Annotated in this window: 17 protein-coding genes and 2 tRNA genes; 12 read left to right on the top strand and 7 right to left on the bottom strand. The window is 68.4% G+C overall.

The genetic code is table 11. The features are described from left to right. The first annotated feature begins 13 nt into the window (after positions 1-13). Positions 14-811: an Fpg/Nei family DNA glycosylase gene (locus IJ15_RS0101325; RefSeq protein ID WP_031936550.1), complete on the top strand. Its 798-nt coding sequence runs from the start codon at positions 14-16 to the stop codon at positions 809-811. On the opposite strand, the gene IJ15_RS0101320 is transcribed toward IJ15_RS0101325, so the two are convergent. Continuing rightward, positions 808-1620 (bottom strand): hypothetical protein, encoded by an 813-nt coding sequence (locus IJ15_RS0101320; RefSeq protein WP_031936549.1) that lies wholly within the window; start codon positions 1618-1620, stop codon positions 808-810. The genes IJ15_RS0101325 and IJ15_RS0101320 overlap by 4 nt on opposite strands. A 102-nt stretch (positions 1621-1722) precedes the next feature. On the opposite strand from IJ15_RS0101320, the gene dinB reads away from it, so the two are divergent. Beyond that, a complete protein-coding gene (dinB, locus tag IJ15_RS0101315) occupies positions 1723-2988 on the top strand; it encodes a DNA polymerase IV (RefSeq protein ID WP_031936548.1) in 1266 nt (421 codons plus the stop codon). 28 nt (positions 2989-3016) lie between these two features. Here dinB and IJ15_RS0101310 read toward each other — a convergent pair whose 3' ends face one another. Further along, the gene (locus IJ15_RS0101310) at positions 3017-4150 is read right to left on the bottom strand and encodes a nitronate monooxygenase (protein WP_031936547.1); all 1134 of its coding nucleotides are present in this window, start codon (positions 4148-4150) and stop codon (positions 3017-3019) included. A 271-nt stretch (positions 4151-4421) separates the two neighbouring features. Further along, positions 4422-4495: transfer RNA gene (locus IJ15_RS0101305), tRNA-Gly, on the bottom strand. Between the two features lie 140 nt (positions 4496-4635). On the opposite strand from IJ15_RS0101305, the gene IJ15_RS0101300 reads away from it, so the two are divergent. From IJ15_RS0101300 to clpX, 5 genes are all read left to right on the top strand, one after another. Further along, positions 4636-4712: transfer RNA gene (locus IJ15_RS0101300), tRNA-Pro, on the top strand. 83 nt (positions 4713-4795) lie between these two features. Then, on the top strand, positions 4796-6160 hold the full coding sequence (tig, locus tag IJ15_RS0101295) for a trigger factor (RefSeq protein WP_031936546.1): 1365 nt from the start codon (positions 4796-4798) through the stop codon (positions 6158-6160). Between the two features lie 146 nt (positions 6161-6306). Beyond that, a complete protein-coding gene (locus IJ15_RS0101290) occupies positions 6307-6915 on the top strand; it encodes an ATP-dependent Clp protease proteolytic subunit (protein ID WP_407983947.1) in 609 nt (202 codons plus the stop codon). 45 nt (positions 6916-6960) lie between these two features. Next, positions 6961-7632 carry an ATP-dependent Clp protease proteolytic subunit gene (locus IJ15_RS0101285; protein ID WP_031936544.1) on the top strand — a complete coding sequence of 224 codons (672 nt, stop codon included), beginning with the start codon at positions 6961-6963 and terminating at the stop codon, positions 7630-7632. Positions 7633-7927: 295 nt separating this feature from the next. Next, positions 7928-9208: an ATP-dependent Clp protease ATP-binding subunit ClpX gene (gene clpX / locus IJ15_RS0101280; protein ID WP_031936543.1), complete on the top strand. Its 1281-nt coding sequence runs from the start codon at positions 7928-7930 to the stop codon at positions 9206-9208. 62 nt (positions 9209-9270) lie between these two features. Here clpX and IJ15_RS0101275 read toward each other — a convergent pair whose 3' ends face one another. Next, the gene (locus IJ15_RS0101275) at positions 9271-9909 is read right to left on the bottom strand and encodes a TetR/AcrR family transcriptional regulator (protein WP_031936542.1); all 639 of its coding nucleotides are present in this window, start codon (positions 9907-9909) and stop codon (positions 9271-9273) included. Positions 9910-9986: 77 nt separating this feature from the next. Here IJ15_RS0101275 and IJ15_RS0101270 point away from each other — a divergent pair, with 77 nt between their 5' ends. Continuing rightward, the gene (locus IJ15_RS0101270) at positions 9987-11177 is read left to right on the top strand and encodes an alpha/beta hydrolase family protein (RefSeq protein ID WP_031936541.1); all 1191 of its coding nucleotides are present in this window, start codon (positions 9987-9989) and stop codon (positions 11175-11177) included. Here the strand turns inward: IJ15_RS0101270 and IJ15_RS0101265 are convergent. The 3 genes from IJ15_RS0101265 to IJ15_RS0101255 all read right to left on the bottom strand — a co-directional run bounded on the left by IJ15_RS0101265 (position 11174) and on the right by IJ15_RS0101255 (position 14876). Beyond that, positions 11174-11638, bottom strand: coding sequence for a 3-oxoacyl-ACP synthase (locus tag IJ15_RS0101265; protein ID WP_197059711.1), 465 nt, complete (start codon positions 11636-11638; stop codon positions 11174-11176). The genes IJ15_RS0101270 and IJ15_RS0101265 overlap by 4 nt on opposite strands. A gap of 101 nt (positions 11639-11739) precedes the next feature. Next, positions 11740-12564: a formate dehydrogenase accessory sulfurtransferase FdhD gene (fdhD, locus tag IJ15_RS0101260; RefSeq protein WP_031936539.1), complete on the bottom strand. Its 825-nt coding sequence runs from the start codon at positions 12562-12564 to the stop codon at positions 11740-11742. Continuing rightward, the gene (locus IJ15_RS0101255; RefSeq protein ID WP_081880519.1) at positions 12564-14876 is read right to left on the bottom strand and encodes an FdhF/YdeP family oxidoreductase; all 2313 of its coding nucleotides are present in this window, start codon (positions 14874-14876) and stop codon (positions 12564-12566) included. Before IJ15_RS0101255 ends, fdhD begins: the two co-directional genes overlap by 1 nt. Before the next feature lie 117 nt (positions 14877-14993). Between IJ15_RS0101255 and IJ15_RS0101250 the strand changes: the two genes are divergently transcribed. The 4 genes from IJ15_RS0101250 (at position 14994) to IJ15_RS0101235 (ending at position 19520) form a co-directional block, all read left to right on the top strand. Beyond that, positions 14994-16040 carry an iron-siderophore ABC transporter substrate-binding protein gene (locus IJ15_RS0101250; RefSeq protein WP_051918437.1) on the top strand — a complete coding sequence of 349 codons (1047 nt, stop codon included), beginning with the start codon at positions 14994-14996 and terminating at the stop codon, positions 16038-16040. Positions 16041-16062: 22 nt separating this feature from the next. Further along, entirely contained in the window at positions 16063-16671 is a 609-nt protein-coding gene (locus tag IJ15_RS0101245; protein ID WP_031936536.1) for a GNAT family N-acetyltransferase, read from the top strand. A gap of 63 nt (positions 16672-16734) precedes the next feature. Beyond that, positions 16735-18774, top strand: coding sequence for a S9 family peptidase (locus IJ15_RS0101240; protein WP_031936535.1), 2040 nt, complete (start codon positions 16735-16737; stop codon positions 18772-18774). 140 nt (positions 18775-18914) lie between these two features. Beyond that, entirely contained in the window at positions 18915-19520 is a 606-nt protein-coding gene (locus tag IJ15_RS0101235; protein ID WP_156111982.1) for a hypothetical protein, read from the top strand. Positions 19521-19599: the final 79 nt, after the last annotated feature.

The following is a 19599-nucleotide window of genomic DNA, read 5'->3' as shown; positions in this document are numbered from 1 at the left end:
CTAGGTAGTCACCTTGCCCGAGGGCCACACCCTGCACCGTCTCGCGCGCCTGCATCAGCGGCGTTTCGCGGGATCCGCGGTGGCGGTGTCGAGCCCACAGGGCAGATTCGCCGAGGACGCGGCCCTGATCGACGGCCGCGTCCTCGTGCGTTCCGACGCGTGGGGCAAACACCTGTGGCACCACTACGAGAACGGTCTCGCGGTGCACGTCCACCTGGGCCTGTACGGCAAGTTCACCGAGTCCGCCGTGCCGCTCGACGCCCCCGTCGGACAGGTCCGAATGCGCATGATCGGCGCCGACCACGGGACCGACCTGCGCGGACCCACAGCGTGCGAGGTGCTGCATCCGCCGCAGGTCGCGGCCATCGAAGCCCGGCTCGGCCCCGACCCACTCCGCAGTGACGCCGATCCCGACCGGGCCTGGGCCCGGATCTCGAAGTCGCAGACGCCGATCGGTGCGCTGCTCATGGACCAGGCCGTACTGGCCGGCGTCGGCAACGTCTACCGCGCCGAGATCCTGTTCCGGCACAACGTCCATCCCGAACGTCCCGGCAAGCGCATGGGCCGCACCGAGTTCGACGCGATGTGGGCCGACCTCGTCGACCTGATGAACGTCGGCGTGCGGCGCGGCAAGATGCACGTCGTGCGTCCCGAGGACGACCACGGCGACCCGGCCTACGCGAAGGACCGGCCGCGCACCTACACCTACCGCAGAGCAGGATCGGCGTGCCGCATCTGCGGCACGCCGATCGCTCACGCTGTCATGAAGGGGCGCAACCTGTTCTGGTGCCCCGGCTGTCAGGTCGACTAGAAGTCGAAGCCCCCGAAGTCGCCGCCACCGAAATCTCCGCCGAAGTCGCCGCCACCGTCGCCCATGGCGCCGTAGTCGGTGTCGCCGCCCCCGAAGTCGCCACCGTCGCCGCCGTCCCCACTGTCACCACCGTCGGCTCCGGCATCCCCGCCCGCATCGGAGCCGTCACCGGTACCGCTCTCGAAAGCCTGGGCGTCGTACGGAACTCCGGCCATGCCCGAGAACATCGCCGAGAACAGGAACATCGAGCCGACGCCCCACGCGCCTGCGACGAGCGCGGGCTTCCACCACGGCTCGGAGTACCAGCCGGCCGGGACCGGACGTCCCGCGACGCGGCCGCCGGGGTAGTAGTTGGGTGTGCGCGCCGACGGATTCGGCGATGCCGAGACCTGCCGGCCCTCGAACTCGATATCGCGGTTCTCGGTGACCGAACCGGCCGCCTTCTGGCCGTCGATGCTCGGGATCTCGGGACCGGGATCCATGCCCATCGCGGTGCGCGCGGCACGGATGTAATAGAGGCCCTCGAGGGCGGTCTGCTTCGCCAGACGTGCCTGCACGGGTGTCGTGGCCTGTTCGATCTGGGACCCGGCGGCGGTGTACCGCTCGGAGGCGTCGGCGAGGGCCTGCTTCGAGGCATCGTCGTTGCCGGCGAGGTTGTAGACCTGACCACCCAGGCGTTCGATCGCCTGGCGGGCGTCCGCCTTGGCGTCGTCGAGTTGGTTCGCCGAGTGGCCCTTGCTCTTGTTCTGGCTCTTCATCACCAGAAAGACGACGGCGCCGATGACGGCGATGATGAGGAGGAGTTCCACGGGGGGACCTTCCGGAGGTGTCAAATCGGACAATGTCAAGAGTACCGGGGTCCGGCGTGGCGTGATCGTGTCTCGGAACCTGTCGGTGGGCGATGCGAACATATGTTCGTGTCCGATTTCGCCGCTCGTTCGTCGCAACTGCCGCCACCGCCGCAGCGTGCCGAGGCGTCGATTCTGCATGCAGATCTGGACGCGTTCTATGCCTCGGTGGAACAGCGGGACGATCCGGGGCTGCGTGGTCGGCCGGTCATCGTCGGCGGGGGAGTGGTCCTCGCGGCCAGCTATGAAGCGAAGGCCTACGGGGTGCGCACCGCGAGCAGCGGAGCGGAGGCGCGGCGGCGCTGCCCGCACGCGATCGTCGTTCCCCCGCGGATGTCCGCGTATGCGCGGGCCAGCCGCGAGGTGTTCGACGTCTTCCGGGACACGACTCCGCTGGTCGAGGGGATCTCGATCGACGAGGCCTTCCTCGACGTGGGCGGGCTGAGGCGGATCGACGGCAGCCCCCGGCACATCGCGGAACGGCTACGGCGGCAGGTGCGGGATCAGGTGGGGCTGCCGATCACCGTCGGCATCGCGCGGACGAAGTTCCTCGCCAAGGTCGCGAGCGCAGTGGGGAAGCCGGACGGGCTGCTGTTGGTTCCGCCGGACCGCGAGCTCGAGTTCCTGCATCCGCTGCCGATCGAACGCCTGTGGGGTGTCGGGGCCGTGACCTCGGGGAAACTGCATGCGTACGGCGTCCGGACCGTCGCGGAACTGGCGGCGCTGTCGGAACGTGAACTGGCCACGGTGGTCGGGCCGGGGTCCGCCCGGCATCTGCATGCGCTGGCGTGGGCGCGCGATCCGCGACGGGTCGAGACGGGCCGGCGGCGGCGGTCGATCGGGGCGCAGAGTGCTCTCGGGCGCCGGACGCGGACTTTCGCGGAGATCGAGACGATCGCTGCTGCGCTGGTGGACCGGGTGACGCGGCGGCTGCGCGCCGCCGGGCGGGTGTGCCGGACCGTGGTGATCCGGATGAGGTTCGCGGACTTCGGACGTGCCACCCGGTCGGTCACTCTCGGTGAGGCGTCGGCTCGCACGGAGACCGTCCTCGCCGCGGTACGGGAGTTGCTGGAGCAGGCGCGACCGCTGATCGCCGAGCGGGGGCTGACCCTGATCGGCGTTGCGCTGACGAACCTGGACAGCGAAGGTGCCGAACAACTCGCCCTGCCGTTCGAGCCGGACACCGGGAACTCGTTGCGAGAGTCCGGCGGTGTCCGGCTCGACGGTGCGCTCGATGCGGTCCGGGCGAAATTCGGGTCGGTCGCGGTCACCCGCGCCGCGCTGCTCGGCCGCGACGGCGGCGAGAGCGTTCCGATCCTGCCCGACTAGTGCGAGCGCTGTGGTCTTTCGAGGACGATCAGGCGTTCGCGGCCTCGTTCAGCTGCTCGAGGGTGCCGGTGGCCTCCAGATACTCCTGCACCCAGCGTTCGATGACCGCGGAGGTCTTCTCCACCTTGGTGAACTGGCCGACGACCTGACCCACCGGGTTGAACGCGACGTCGACGGTCTCGTCCGGGTACTTGTGGGTGGCGGCCACTGCCATGCCGGACACCATGTACTGCAGCGGCATGCCCAGCGGCTCCGGGTTGCCCTCCTGCTCCCAGGCCTCGGTCCAGTCGTTGCGCAGCATGCGGCACGGCTTGCCGGTGAACGAGCGGCTCCGGACGGTGTCGCGGCTGGTCGCATTCACGTACGCGGCCTGCTGGACGGGCGTGTTCTCGGCCTCTTCGACCATGAGCCACTGCGAGCCGGACCACGCGCCCTGGGCGCCGAGTGCGAGTGCGGCGGCGATCTGCTGGCCGCTGCCGATGCCGCCCGCCGCGAGCACGGGGACCGGAGCGACCTCCTTGACGACCTGCGGCCACAGCACGATCGAGCCGACCTCGCCGCAGTGCCCGCCACCCTCGCCGCCCTGCGCGATGATGATGTCGACGCCGGCGTCGGCGTGCTTGCGGGCCTGGTACGGCGAGCCGCACAGGGCGGCGACCTTACGTCCGGCGTCGTGGATGTGCTTGATCATGTCCGCCGGCGGGGTGCCGAGAGCATTGGCGATCAGCGTGACCTTCGGGTGCTGCAGCGCGACCTCGACCTGCGGGGTGGCGGTGGCCTCGGTCCAGCCGAGCAGTTGCAATGCGTTGTCGCTGCCGTCGTCGGGCAGGGGCACGCCGTGGTCGGTGAGAATCTTGCGTCCGAAATCGAGAGTGGACTGCGGCACCATCGACTGGAGCATCTTGGTCAGCTCGTCGGCCGACAGGTTCGAGTCCATGCCCTCGTACTTGTTGGGGATGACGATGTCGACGCCGTACGGACGATCGCCGATGTGCTCGTCGATCCACTTGAGCTCGATCTCGAGTTCCTCGGGTGTGAACCCCACGGCGCCGAGAACGCCGAATCCGCCGGCCTTGCTGACGGCGACCACGACATCGCGGCAATGGGTGAATGCGAAGATCGGGAACTCGATACCGAGATCGTCGCAGAGTGGGGTGTGCATCCGGCACTCCTTCAGTGGTCTGCCTGATTCAGGCGGAGATTCTGTAACAGGTTCCAACCTAGGCCGGGATGCCTTCGCTGCGGTGGGAATCGCGGAGTGCCGGCAGCTCGTCGTAATGTGACAAGAGTCACTATGCGGGGATCGGTGCGCGCCGGCGACGGGTGTCCGGTTCGTCGAGCGGGTCCGAGATGCGGAGGGCCCGAATGGATGCAGAAACCAGAAAACCCCCACTGTTCGGACGGGTATCCGAGTGGTGGGGGCTTCCTCCGTGTGGAGGGGATGACGGGAATCGAACCCGCGTAATCAGTTTGGAAGACTGAGGCTCTACCATTGAGCTACATCCCCGTGCATACGACATTAGTGGGATCGCCAGCGATGCCGTCTGCGAGATGAGACTGTACCCAACCTCGCTTTGGATTTCATAATCGGGGGGCCGTAGGATTCTGTCTCGGGTCCTCGCGAGGTTGGCGATGGCCTGTTTCTGACGGGATGTGGCGCAGCTTGGTAGCGCATCCGCTTTGGGAGCGGAGGGTCGCAGGTTCAAATCCTGTCATCCCGACCACGTATGCGTCGGTGTCGCGATTGCGGCACCGACGCACGACATAGAGCAACGAAGAGCACCACCACTACGAAGGAGCCAGATCCGTGAAGAGCACCGTCGAGCAGCTCAGCCCGACGCGAGTCCGTATCAACGTTGAGGTGCCCTTCGAGGAGCTCAAGCCTGATTTCGACAAGGCCTACAAGGCGCTCGCGCAGCAGATCCGTCTCCCCGGCTTCCGTCCGGGCAAGGCTCCGGCCAAGCTGCTCGAGGCTCGTGTCGGCCGCGGCGCAGTGCTCGAGCAGGTCGTCAACGACGCCCTTCCGGCTCGCTACTCCGAGGCCGTCAACGCCACCGAGGTGAAGGTCATCGGCCAGCCGGAGATCGAGATCACCAAGCTCGAGGACGGCCAGGAGCTCACGTTCACCGCTGAGGTCGACGTCCGCCCCGAGATCACCCTCCCCGACTTCTCCACCGTCGCCGTCACGGTCGACCCGATCGAGGTCACCGACGAAGCGGTCGCCGAGCAGCTGCTGTCGCTGCGTCAGCGCTTCGGCACCCTCAAGGGTGTCGATCGTGAGGTCCAGGACGGCGACTTCGTGTCGATCGACCTGTCCGCCACGGTCGACGGCCAGGCCGTCCCGGAGGCCACCGCATCGGGCCTGTCCCACGAGGTCGGTTCGGGTCAGCTGATCGAGGGCCTCGACGAGGCCATCGTCGGCGTCAAGGCCGGCGAGTCGAAGGACTTCACCTCCAAGCTGGTCGCCGGTGAGTTCGCGGGCCAGGAGTCGGTCATCACCGTCACCGTCGCGTCCGTCAAGGAGCGCGAGCTGCCCGAGGCCGACGACGAGTTCGCCCAGATGGCAAGCGAGTTCGACACCCTCGAAGAGCTCGAGGCCGACCTGCGTGAGCGCGTCGCACGCGTCCGCAAGGTCGAGCAGGCGGGCCAGATCCGCGACAAGGTTCTCGAGACGCTGCTGGAGACCGTCGAGGTTCCGCTGCCCGAGGCCGTCGTCAAGGCCGAGGTCGACGCCGCGCTGCACGATGCGATCCACGGCCTCGACCACAACGAGGAGAAGCTGAACGAGCTCCTCGAGTCGCAGGGCACCACGCGTGAGCAGTTCGACGCGGACGCCAAGGAGGCTGCGGAGCGCTCGGTGAAGACCCAGCTGCTGCTCGACGCCATCGCCGATGCCGCGGGCACCACCGTCGGCCAGGACGAGCTCACCGAGCGCATCCTGTTCCAGGCGCAGCGCTACGGCATGGCTCCGGAGCAGTTCATCCAGCAGATCCAGCAGGCGAACCAGCTCGGCGCCGTCTTCGCGGACGTCCGTCGCGGCAAGGCCCTTGCCGGTGTCGTCGAAGCTGCGACCGTCACCGACACCACCGGTGCCGCGATCGACACCGCCGAGATGTTCGGATCCGCCGAGGCGGACGCCGACGAGGCCGAGGCCGAGGGCGACGACAAGTAACACCCCTGCGGAACGACGTGTGCCACCTCCGGTGGGCGCGAGTATTTCCGCTTAAAGCGAAGTAGGGCGGCACCGGGACTCCGGTGCCGCCCTACTTGGTTAGTGTCAGTGTCAGGAACCAACGACTTATCGAGAAGGCAGGTACCGTGACTTACCAGAATCCCGCCATGACTTCAGCCACCTCCGGTCTGAATCTCAGCGACTCGGTGTACGAACGCCTGCTTCGCGAGCGCATCATCTTCCTCGGCACGCAGGTGGACGACGACATCGCGAACAAGCTGTGCGCCCAGATCCTGCTGCTGTCGGCAGAGGACCCCACCCGGGACATCTCCCTGTACATCAACTCGCCCGGCGGTTCGGTCACGGCCGGCATGGCGATCTTCGACACGATGCAGTTCGCCGAGTGCGATGTTGCGACCTTCGGCATGGGCCTGGCGGCCTCGATGGGACAGTTCCTCCTGTCGGCGGGCACGAAGGGCAAGCGGTACGCCCTGCCGCACGCGCGGATCATGATGCATCAGCCGTCCGCCGGCATCGGTGGCACCGCGTCCGACATCGCGATCATGGCGGAGCAGTTTGCGCACACCAAGCGTGAGATGGCCGAGCTCATCGCGGAGCACACCGGTCAGACCGTCGAGCAGATCACCGCGGACTCGGACCGTGACCGTTGGTTCACCGCGAAGGAAGCGCTCGAGTACGGCTTCGTCGACCACGTCATCACCCGCGCGCGGCAGGCCGGCGGCGCAGGCAACTAGCCCGCGACCCATCCGACCTTCCGCCCACACCTTCTTGGAGAACTGATGACCAACCTCTTCGATCCCCGTGCCGCCCACGCACTCGGCGGTCAGGCTCCGGCCGGCGCCCAGTCGCGCTACATCCTGCCCTCGTTCATCGAGCACTCCAGCTACGGCGTCAAGGAGTCCAACCCGTACAACAAGCTGTTCGAGGAGCGCATCATCTTCCTCGGCGTGCAGGTGGATGACGCGTCGGCGAACGACGTGATGGCGCAGTTGCTGGTGCTCGAGTCGCTCGACCCGGATCGCGACATCACCATGTACATCAACTCGCCGGGCGGCTCGTTCACGTCGCTGATGGCGATCTACGACACGATGCAGTACGTGCGGGCCGACATCACGACGGTCTGCCTCGGCCAGGCGGCGTCGGCTGCCGCGGTCCTGCTGGCGGCCGGCACGCCCGGCAAGCGCCTGGCACTGCCGAACGCGCGTGTGCTGATCCATCAGCCCTCCACCGGTGGCATCCAGGGCCAGGTGTCGGATCTCGAGATCCAGGCCGCGGAGATCGAGCGTATGCGCCGTCTCATGGAGACCACGCTCGGCAAGCACACCGGCAAGGATCCCGACGTCATCCGCAAGGACACCGATCGCGACAAGATTCTGACGGCGGAGGAGGCGAAGGAGTACGGCATCATCGACGACGTGCTCCAGTACCGGAAGCTGTCCGCGCAGAAGTGATGTGGGGCATCCCGGTTCGCCGACACGCCGAGGGATCGGATTGCGGCGGACCGGGGTGCGCACCGGTCAAGCTGGGGCATTCCGCGTGCTGCACGCGGATGTGATTCATGTGTCGGGATCGTGTTCACCGTGCGGGAATCACCGGCTTTTGGTCGACCTCTTTCCCGATCTGCGGGTACGGTCACACCATGGGCCTTCGATCCTGATCCGAGATCGCGGCAGAGCGGGCACAGCGGCCCGCGGGGATTCGGGTGAGGGTGCTCGCACGTAGACAAGGAAGTAGGGACCTTACGAGATGGCACGCATCGGTGACGGCGGCGATCTGCTCAAGTGCTCTTTCTGCGGTAAGAGCCAGAAGCAGGTCAAGAAGCTCATTGCGGGACCGGGGGTCTACATCTGCGACGAATGCATCGATCTGTGTAACGAGATCATCGAGGAAGAGCTGGCGGAGTCCAGTGAGGTCAAGCTCGACGAGCTGCCCAAGCCCGCGGAGATCCGCGACTTCCTCGAGAACTACGTGATCGGCCAGGACGCGGCGAAGCGGACGCTGGCGGTGGCGGTCTACAACCACTACAAGCGCATCCAGGCGGGCGACCGTAGTCGGGACGCGCGCGGTGAGACCGTCGAGTTGGCGAAGTCGAACATTCTCATGCTCGGGCCCACCGGCTGTGGCAAGACCTACCTGGCGCAGACGTTGGCGAAGATGCTCAACGTGCCGTTCGCGATCGCGGACGCGACGGCGCTGACGGAGGCTGGATACGTCGGCGAGGATGTCGAGAACATCCTGCTGAAGCTGATCCAGGCCGCCGACTACGACGTCAAGCGCGCCGAGACCGGCATCATCTACATCGACGAGGTCGACAAGATCGCCCGGAAGAGCGAGAACCCGTCGATCACGCGGGACGTGTCGGGCGAGGGTGTGCAGCAGGCGCTGCTGAAGATCCTCGAGGGCACGCAGGCGAGTGTGCCGCCGCAGGGTGGGCGCAAGCACCCGCATCAGGAATTCATCCAGATCGACACCACGAATGTGCTGTTCATCGTGGCGGGTGCGTTCGCCGGGCTCGAGCGGATCGTCTCCGATCGAGTCGGTAAGCGCGGCATCGGCTTCGGCGCGGAGGTGCGTTCGAAGGCCGAGATCGACACGCAGGACCATTTCTCGGAGGTCATGCCCGAGGACCTGATCAAGTTCGGTCTGATTCCCGAGTTCATCGGCCGGCTTCCGGTCGTGGCGTCGGTGACGAATCTCGACAAGGATTCTCTCGTCAAGATCCTCTCCGAACCGAAGAACGCGCTCGTCAAGCAGTACACCCGCCTGTTCGACATGGACGGCGTCGAACTCGAGTTCACGGTGGACGCGCTGGAGGCGATCGCCGACCAGGCGATCCACCGCGGCACGGGCGCCCGTGGCCTGCGCGCGATCATGGAGGAAGTCCTGCTGCCGGTGATGTACGACATCCCCAGCCGTGACGATGTCGCGAAGGTCGTCGTCTCTGCGGAGACCGTCAACGACAATGTCCTGCCGACGATCGTGCCGCGTAAGCCGGACCGCAACGAGCGCCGCGACAAGAGCGCGTAGTTCCGCTCCGAACGAAACGAGGGAAGCCCGGGTGCCGACAGTGCGCCCGGGCTTCCCTCGTTTCAGGGCGCGCGTAGCAGGGCGAGCGCGAGGGAGTTCAGTTCCTTCTCGTAGTCGGCGAGATCGGGCGCCCAACCGGCCTCGTGTTCGCGCTCCCACGTCGCCAGACCCGACACCACGAATCGCACCGTCATCGCGACGCGCCGGGCGCTGCGTTCGGTGTCGAGGTGGGTGAGTTCGGCGCGGATGCCGGCGAAGACGTCCTGCAGCAGCGCGGTGTGGCCGATGCGGGGGTATCGGGGATCGTCCGGCACGAGCGAGGTCGGGCGGGTGACGAAGTCCATGTGGACCCCGGTCAGCCACTGTTCGTTGAAGCGCGCCCAGTACGACGGCGAGTACGCGCCGACCTCCGCGACGAGGGGATGCACGTAGGCGGCGACGAGTCCTTCCAGTCGGTCGGGGTCGTCGCTGTCGATGCTGTGGAGAATCTCGCGGCGCAGCTCGTTGATGGTGCCGAGATGCTGCAGCCACACCGATTCGAGCAGGCCGTCCCAGCTGCCGAAATGGTAGGTGATCGCCGAGTTGTTCCGCTGGCCGGCGGTTCTCACGATCTCCCGAGCGGAGACCCCGTGCATGCCGCGTTCGGCGATGAGGCGCTCGGCAACCTGGAGGATCGTGTCGCGGCCATTCGGGGTTGTCATAGCGGTCAGCGTACTGAATGGGTTATCTTCATCCGCCTAAGGCATATTTCTTAACCCGGAGGTTCTCTGTGTTCTCGGTGACGAAGACCCGCGATGGTCGACGTGGAGGCGTTCTCGCCGTCGTCGCGGCAACGTCCGTCGCGCTCGTTGCGGCCGGCTGTAGCAGCGACGCGGGCGGTGACGCGCCTGTGGTGCTCGAGCCCGGCCGGTTGCTGTCGAGTCAGCCGCTCACGGGCGCCCCCGTGCTGCCCAGCGCTGCCCGCAGCGAACTGATCACCTACGTGTCGCAGAATGCGCAGGGTGATCCGGTGGTCGTGTCCGGCACGGTATCGCTCCCGAAGACGTCGGCGCCGGACGGCGGGTGGCCGGTTCTCAGCTGGGCGCACGGCACCACGGGTGTCTCCGACCTCTGCGCGCCGTCCGCAGATTCGGACGACGGCCTCGCCCACGACTACCTCGCTGCGGTCGACGTCACGCTCGACCGCTATGTCGCCGACGGCTACGTCGTCGTGCAGACCGACTATGTCGGCATGGGCACTCCGGGCGGCCACCCGTACATGGACGGTGGGACGGAGGCCAACGCCGTCGTCGACATCGTGCGGGCGAGCCGCGACCTCGACGATTCGATCAGCGGTCAGTGGTACGCGATGGGGCACAGTCAGGGCGGGCACGCCGCGCTGTTCACCGCCGCGCAGGCCGAGGAACGTGCGCCGGAACTGGATCTGCGGGGCGCGGTCGCGATCGCGCCGGGCAACGGCACCAGCCGGACGCCCGAGTACTTGGCCTCCGGAGATCCTGCGGTGGCCCCGGCGCTCGCGTTCCTGCCGCTGATCCTGCTCGGCGCCGAGGCCGCGGACCCGTCGATCGACGCGGATGCGTACGTCACGCCCGCCTCGAAGGCTCTGCTGACCGCCGCCCGCAATGGCTGCGTCGCGCAGATCCGCGACGTGATCCCGTCGGTGCCCGTCGACCAGGCCTTCGCGCCCGGCGCGGACATGGACGCGCTGATCGGGTACCTGAAGAAGCAGGAGCCGTCGCAGTTGACGCTGTCGGTCCCGACGCTGATCCTGCAGGGAACCGCAGACACGCTGGTCGCCGAGCCGGGATCGCGGGCGCTGGCGAAGGCTCTGTGCGACAACGGATCCTCGGTCGGATACAAGACGTACGAAGGTGCCGACCACCGCGCCGCGGTCGCGGACTCGTTCGGCGACGCCGAGCAGTTCTTCCGGCAGTTGCAGAACGGTGAGACGCCCGCGGGCGCCTGCTAGAAAGGCCCGAACAGCTCCGAGTATCGCGGGGGATTCCCCACCAGTTCCCCGGTGGGGAGCGTGACGACGGTGTCGACGAGTCCGACGGCACCGTCGTCGTCGGCGCACTGCGCGGTGACGGTGTAGTCGGCGCTGTCGGTGTACTGGCCGGCCAGGTGCAGCGTCTCGTGGGGTGTGGTCGCCCAGTAGACGCCCACGCCACCGTCGAGGATCTCCATCAGTTGGCCCATGACGGGCTGATCGTCCGCGTCGCGGACGAGGATGGCGCACCGGGCGGGAGCATCGGTGGTGGACTGCACGTCCAGCAGCGTCACCAGGATCGAGTTGCCGAACGTGCGGGCCTCGGCCTGCGCCGTGACGGCCGCCGATGCGGGTGACGCGCACAGGACGGCCGTGAAGGACATGCCGGCGAGTGCGGCGGACAGCGCGCCGATGCGCAGTGACGACCTCGCAGCACCCATGTGTGACGCCCTCTCGTCCGTCCCCGCTCGAGCGCCATCCACTCTCGCACGTGAGGCGCCGGGCCACCCGGGATCACCCGATTTTCGGGTGCGGCCCCGGGTCACTGCTTGATGCGGTGCTCGCCGGTGTAGACGTTCATGCTCTCGCCGCGGAGGAAGCCGACGAGCGTCATCCCCTGGTCGCGGGCCAGGTCGACGGCCAGCGACGACGGCGCCGACACGGCACCGAGCATCGGGATCCCGGCCATCGCGGCCTTCTGCACGAGTTCGAACGAGGCCCGGCCACTGACGATCAGGACGACACCGGACAGGGGGATCCGCCGCTCGGTGAGCGCCCAGCCGACGGCCTTGTCGACCGCGTTGTGCCGACCGACGTCCTCGCGGAGCGCGAGGAGGGCGCCGTCGGGGGTGAACAGCCCGGCCGCGTGCAACCCGCCGGTGGCCTCGAACACCCGCTGGCCGCGACGCAGGGTGGGCGGCATCGAGAACAGCGCGGCGGCCGTGACGTCGACGGCGGCGGTCGACAGCGGGAAGCGGCTGCGGGTGGCGACCTCGTCGAGCGACGCCTTTCCGCACACCCCGCATGCCGAGGTGGTGAGGAACGCGCGTCGCCCCCGGTCGCCCGGATCCGGCACGCCCGCCGCCAGTTCGACGTCGAGGACGTTGTAGGTGTTGGCGCCGGCATCGTCGACGCCGTCGCAGTACCGGATCACCGAGATGTCCTCGGCGCCGCCGATGATGCCCTCGGCCAGCAGGAAGCCGTGGACCAGGTCGATGTCGTTGCCGGGGGTGCGCATCGTGACGGTGAGGGACCGCCCGCCGAGACGGATCTCGAGGGGTTCCTCGACGGCGAGGGCGTCCGGGCGGCGTCGGATGCCGTCCGGGGTGATGTGCAGGACCGGCCGCCGCGCGGTGACGCGTCCCATCAGCCGGTCCGGGCAGGTTCGAGTCGCACGACGATCGCCTTCGACACGGGCGTGTTCGACTTGGCGGCAACGTGATCCAGGGGGACCAGTGGGTTCGTCTCGGGGTAGTAGGCGGCCGCGTTGCCGCGCGGGGTGCTGTACTCGACGATCCGGAAGTCGTGGACCCGACGTTCCTCGACCGTGCCGTCGGGCGTGGTCCACTCGGAGACGATGTCCACCATCCGGCCGTCGGACAGTCCCATCTCGGCGATGTCGGCGGCGCTGACGAAGACCACCTTCCGTCCGCCCTTGACGCCGCGGTAACGGTCGTCGAGGCCGTAGATCGTGGTGTTGTACTGGTCGTGGCTGCGCATCGTCTGGAGGATCAGCCGTCCGGGTGGGGTCGGCACCCACTCGAGCGGGTTGACCGCGAAATTGGCGCGGCCGGTGTGGGTCCGGAACTCCCGGGCATCGCGCGGGGGGTGCGGCAACTGGAAGCCGTCGGGGCGGCGCACCCGGGTGTTGTAGTCCACGCAGCCCGGCACGACGCGGGAGATGGAGTCCCGGATCAGGTCGTAGTCGCCTTCGAACGCGGTCCACGGCACCGGATGGTCGGAGCCGAGCAGTTCCCGCGCGAGCTGGCAGACGATCGCGACCTCGCTGCGCAGGTGTTCGCTCACCGGCTTCAGCCGCCCGCGGGACAGGTGCACCATCGACATCGAATCCTCCACCGACACCAACTGTTTGCCGGCCGCCTGGACGTCGAGGTCGGTGCGGCCGAGGGTCGGCAGGATCAGCGCTGTGCGCCCGTGCACGACGTGGCTGCGGTTGAGCTTGGTCGAGATCTGCACGGTCAGTTCGCAGTTCCGCAGCGCCTGCTCGGTGGCGGCGGTGTCCGGGGTGGCCGACACGAAGTTGCCGCCCATCGCCACGAACACTCGCGCGCGGCCGTCGCGCATCGCCCGGATCGCCTCGACGGTGTCCCAGCCGTGCCGGCGGGGGCTCTCGATCGAGAACTCGGCGTCGAGGGCGGTGAGGAACTCCTCGGGCATCTTCTCCCAGATGCCCATGGTGCGGTCGCCTTGCACGTTGGAGTGGCCGCGGACGGGGCACACGCCCGCGCCCGGCTTGCCGATCATGCCGCGCATGAGCAGCAGGTTCACGGCCTCCTGGATGGTGGCGACCGCGTGGGCCTGCTGCGTCAGGCCCATCGCCCAGCAGGTGACGGTGCGGTTGGAGGCGGCCAGCGCGCTGGCGGTGTCCTCGAGTTGTCGCATCGTGAGCCCGGTGGCTTCGACGACGGTGTCGAGGTCGACGGCACGCACGTGCGCGGCGTACTCGTCGAACCCCGCGCAGTGCGCGTCGACGAACGCCCGGTCGACGACGGTGCCGGGTGCGCGGTCCTCGGCCTCGAGCAGGAGCCGGCCCAGGCCCTGGAAGAGTGCCATGTCGCCGCCGAGTCGGATCTGCAGGAACTCGTCGGCGATCTGGACGCCGTCACCGACGACCCCGTTGATCTTCTGCGGGTCCTTGAACCGGCGCAGGCCGGCCTCCGGCAACGGGTTGATCGCAATGATCCTGGCGCCGTTGGCCTTCGCCTTCTCGAGCGTCGACAGCATGCGGGGGTGGTTGGTGCCCGGATTCTGGCCGGCGATGAGGATCAGGTCGGCCTGCTCGATGTCCGGAACCGAGACCGAGCCCTTGCCGATGCCGATGGCCTCGGTGAGTGCACTGCCCGACGACTCGTGGCACATGTTGGAGCAGTCCGGCATGTTGTTGGTGCCGAAGCTGCGAATCATCAACTGGTACAGGAACGCCGCCTCGTTGCTGGTGCGGCCCGACGTGTAGAATACGGCTTCGTCGGGCGTTGCGAGCGAGCGGAGCTGGTCGGCGATCAGCCGGTACGCCTCGGCCCAGTCGACCGGTTCGTAGTGGTTGCTGCCGGGGCGCAGCACCATCGGGTGCGTGAGCCGGCCCTGCTGCCCGAGCCAGTAGTCGGTGCGGTCGGCCAGGTCCGAGATCGAGTGAGCGGCGAAGAACGCGGGCGTGACCGTCCGGAGCGTCGCCTCCTCGGCGACCGCCTTGGCGCCGTTCTCGCAGAACTCGGCCGGCTTGCGGTGGCCGGGTGTCTCCGGCCAGGCACAGCCGGGGCAGTCGAAGCCGTGCCGCTGGTTGAGTCGGGTGAGGGTGCGCGCGGTGCGGGCGACGCCCATCTGCTCGACCGCGCGCTCCAGCGACACGAGCACGGCAGGCACGCCGGCCGCGTAGTCCTTGGCGCGGCCGACGACGAGATCGCTTTCGTCGATGTCTTCCCGGGGACCCTTGCGCGTCATGCCTCCCATACTGGCCCGAGAGATCGTGCGATGCACGGTCCGACGCACCGAACCGCAGGGTAAGGTCGGTGAGCCTTACCTACTTCTGTGCTCGTGTTGCGAACGGAGGGTCTGACGATGGGGGATTGCCGACCGGGGCGCGGTTTCGAGGTGATCGAGCGCCGGGACGCGAGCGCTCTCTCACGGAGGTGTTTCCTGATCGGCGGCACGGGCGCCCTCCTGGCATTCGCGGCGGCGTGCAGCAGTGCAGAATCCGCCGGTGGCGGCTCCGACGACGCTCCCGGTGCGACCATGGCCCACAAGTACGGGCAGAGTACGGCGCCCGCCGAGCCCAAGCGGGTGGTGAGTGTCGGCTACAACGATCAGGACGCGCTGCTGGCTCTGGGAGCGGTGCCGGTCGGGGTGTTCGACTGGTACGGCGACCACCCGAGCGCCGTGTGGCCGTGGGCGCAGGACGCCCTGGGTGACGCGGAACTGCCGATCATCGGCAGCGCGAGCAGCGGCATCGACATCGAGAAGGTCGCCGGTGTCGCACCGGATCTCATCGTGGGTACGTATTCGGGTCTCACCCAGGGCCAGTACGACAAGCTCTCCGCGATCGCCCCGACGGTGGCGCAACCGGCCGGGGTCGCGGATTACGGTGTGCGCTGGCAGGATCAGATCACGATCGTCGGGGAGTCGCTGGGGCGGCAGGACCGCGCCGCCGAACTGGTGTCGGGTGTGCAGCAGCAGTTCACCGACGTTGCGGCCGCGAACCCGGTGTTCGCCGGCAAGACGGTGCTCGTTGGGGCGTTGAAGGGGCCAGGCCAGTTCGGGGTGTACGGGCCAGAGGACCCCAAGGTTCGCTTCTTCACCGAACTCGGGTTCGTGAATCCGCCTGTGGCCGAGCAGGTCCGCAGGACGAACTTTGCCGAGATCAGCACCGAGCAGCTCTCGCTCGCGGACGTCGACCTTCTCGTCTGGTACGCGGGCGGCGGGTTCGGCGACGATCTCCGCGCCGAGCTCGGCAAGACGGCGATTTACCAGACACTCGACGTCGTCCGGAACGGGCGCACGATTATCCTCGACGACGAAGCGGCGGAGGCCATGACCTGGAGCACGGTGCTGTCGTTGCCGTACGCGCTGCAACAGATTCCGCCCCGAATCGCACCACTACTGGGCTGACCTGGCCGGTACCCTCGTGGTCATGGCTGTCGTCGTACGACCCGTGACCCGACCGGACATTCCCGCGTTGTCGCGCGCGCTGGCCGAGGCGTTCGACGACGATCCGGTGATGAGTTGGATGCTGCCCGACGCATCCAAGCGGCCGGCGGGCCTGGCGCGACTGTTCGCGGCCGAGATCCGCTACCACCATCTCGCCGGTGGGGGTGCGGAACTCGCGACTTCGGCCGACGGCGCCATCGTCGGCGGTGCTCTGTGGGATCCGCCGGGCCGCTGGAAGCAGTCGGCGTTCGATTCCCTTCTCAGCCTGCCGACCGTCGCGCTGGCGCTGGGGCGGTACATGCGTGTCGGTGCCGAGGTTTCGCACGTCCTCGAGGCCGCGCATCCCACCGAACCGCACTGGTATCTGGCGACCATCGGCACCTCGGCGGCGGGCCGCGGTGGCGGCTACGGGAAGGCCCTGTTGAACTCGCGCCTGTCCCGCTGCGACGCCGAGGCGGCGCCGGCGTACCTCGAATCCAGCAAGCACGGGAACATTCCGTACTACGAACGGTTCGGATTCGAGGTCACCGGCGAGATCGTGATCCCGAACGGCGGTCCGACCCTGTGGAAGATGTGGCGCAACCCGAGGTGATCGGATCCTGAACGTGCAGCGTGACGGCCGTCACCGGCGGTCCCGGCGTGGTACCAATCAGGGGTGACCTCGACCTCGCAGCACCCTCTCGGCACCCCCTTCCAGGACCTCGACGACTACCTGGCACTGCCCCGCATGTCGGGCCTCGACCTGTCCCCGGACGGCACCCGACTGGTCGTCGCGCAGGCGGTTCTCGACGAGACGGCCACCAAGTACGTGTCCGCGCTGTGGGAGATCGACCCGGCGGGTGCCGGTCCCGCCCGGCGACTCACGTGGGGATCGAAGGGCGAAGCCGGCGCCGCGTTCACCCACGACGGCGACCTGCTGTTCACGTCGACCCGGCCCTCGCCCGACGAGTCCGACTCCGACAGCTCGGCGGTGTCACTGTGGCGGTTGCCCGCCGTCGGCGGTGAGGCGTACCGGGTGGCCGGACGCGGTGGCGGGATCGCGGGGGTGCGTGCCGCCCGGTCCGCGGCGCGTGTCGTGGTGAGCACCGGCGTCCTCGGGGCATCCGGGTCCGCGGAGGACGACGAGCGGATCCGCGCCGAGCGCAAGGACAAGAAGATCTCGGCGGTCCTGCACACCGGCTACCCGGTGCGGCACTGGGACCACGACCTGGGCCCCGACGTCCCGCACCTGCTGTCGGCGGTCACCGACGACGAGTTCGTGCTCGACGACCTGACCCCGGCGCCGGGGATCGCTCTGCGTGACGCCCAGTACGCGCTCGCCGACGACGGTTCGTTCGTCGTCAGCACCTGGTCCGTCCCGGGTGTGCTCGGCACGATGCGCACGATCCTGGTCCGGATCGACGTGGCGACGGGGGAGCGGGTCACCCTCGTCGACGACGACGCGGCGGACCTGTCGCATCCGGCGATCTCACCCGACGGCACGCGGGTGGCGTATCTGCGCGAATCGCACGGAGATCCGGAGCAGGCACCACGAATCACGCTGCAGTGCATCACTGTCGCCGACGGCGCCGTCGAGGACCTCGCACCGGGCTGGGACCGGTGGCCGACGTCCGTCGTCTGGCTGCCCGGCGGGGACGGCCTGCTCGTCACCGTCGACGAGCACGGCCGCGGCCCGATCTTCCTGGTGCGCAACGGAGCACCGGCGGCGCTGACGGCCGACGACGCCGCCTACACCGATCTGCGTCCGGCCCCGGACGGTTCCGCGGTGTATGCGATGCGTGCCTCGTACGCCCAGCCGCCGCACCCGGTGCGGATCTCACTGGCCGGCGACGTCGGGGCTGTCACCGAACTGCGGGCCCCGTCCACGACGCCGCGACTGCCCGGCCGGCTCACCGAGGTCGTCGGGCAGGCGGCCGACGGCACGCCGCTGCGCTCGTGGCTGGCACTGCCCGAGTCGGCGTCGGCGGAGACCCCGGCACCGCTGCTCCTGTGGGTGCACGGTGGGCCGCTGAACTCGTGGAACACCTGGTCGTGGCGCTGGAACCCGTGGCTGCTGGTCGCCAAGGGGTACGCGGTGCTGCTGCCGGATCCGGCGCTGTCGACCGGCTACGGACAGGACTTCGTCCAGCGTGGCTGGGGGCAGTGGGGCAAAGCGCCGTACACCGATCTGATGGCGATCACCGATGCGGCGGAGGCGCTGCCCGAGATCGACGCGAAGCGGACGGCCGCGATGGGCGGCTCGTTCGGCGGCTACATGGCGAACTGGATCGCCGGTCACACCGACCGCTTCAAGGCGATCGTCACGCACGCGAGCCTGTGGGCGCTCGACCAGTTCGGTCCCACCACCGACGCCGCCTGGTACTGGCAGCGCGAGATGACGCCGGAGATGGCGTTCGAGAATTCCCCGCACCTGTATGTCGCCGACATCGTCACCCCCATGCTGGTCATCCACGGCGACAAGGACTACCGCGTGCCGATCGGCGAGGGCCTGCGGCTGTGGTACGAGTTGCTGTCGGAGTCGGGGCTGCCGGCCGACGCCGAGGGGAAGACCGATCACCGGTTCCTCTACTTCCCGGACGAGAACCACTGGGTGCTCAGTCCCCAGCACGCCAAGGTCTGGTACCAGGTTGTCGAGTCGTTCCTCGCCGAGCACGTGCTCGAGGAGGAGATCCCGCTGCCCGACACCGTCGGGTAGGCGCTCGGGTCGGCGTGCTCGGGTGGACGTGCTCGGGTAGCCGACGCCCTCCTTCCTCTCCCGCGTTTTGCGCACTTGTCGTGTACCAAATCGAGGTGGGGCAGCGATAAGTGCGCGAATCGCGAGGAGGGGAGACGCGGATGGCCACGCACGGTGAGGATGCTGGGCGCCCCGGGATGCGAGGCCGGGTGCGGGCGTTGTTCGTTCGCCCGCCGGGGTGGATCCTGACGGCGGCCGTCGCAGCGGCGTGCCTGGTGTGGTTGTGGTCGACGAGTGTGGCCGGGGTCATGCTCGGACCGTGGCTGCTCAGTAGATTCGCCCTGGTGGTGTTGGGCGTCTGCTGGCTCGTACGAGTCATCGCGTTCGTCTGGCTCACCCGGCGCGGATCCTGGCGGATCGCGTGGGCGCCGATGGTGGTGCTGGCGTCGGTGGCGCTGATGACGGTGAGCGCGCCGTTGCACGTTCGGTGGCTGTTCGCGCAGTCCGAGTTCGAGAACGTGGCGACGACGATCGGCCACAGCACTGTCGACGGGCGGGACTGGGACGCGCCTGCGGGGTTCGACATCGACCGGATCCGCCGCGCCGGAAACAACGTGTACTTCTTCGACCGCAACGGCTCCTTCTTCCTCGACGCGGGTCTGGCCTATCTGCCGGACGGTGTCCCGGCCGAACCCGACGCGGTAGGCGAAGGTCCGAGGTTCTCCCACCTGCGCGGCGACTGGTACATGTTCGTCACGGGCTGGTGACCCACGCGACAAGTGCGGAAAGCGCGGGATTCGGGGCCCGCGGGGCGCGACAAGTGCGCAAAACGCGAGGGGGAGGGGC

It is taken from the genome of Prescottella defluvii (assembly GCF_000738775.1).
Taxonomy (GTDB): Bacteria; Actinomycetota; Actinomycetes; order Mycobacteriales; family Mycobacteriaceae; genus Prescottella; species Prescottella defluvii.
This window is presented reverse-complemented; position numbering and strand designations above follow the sequence as displayed.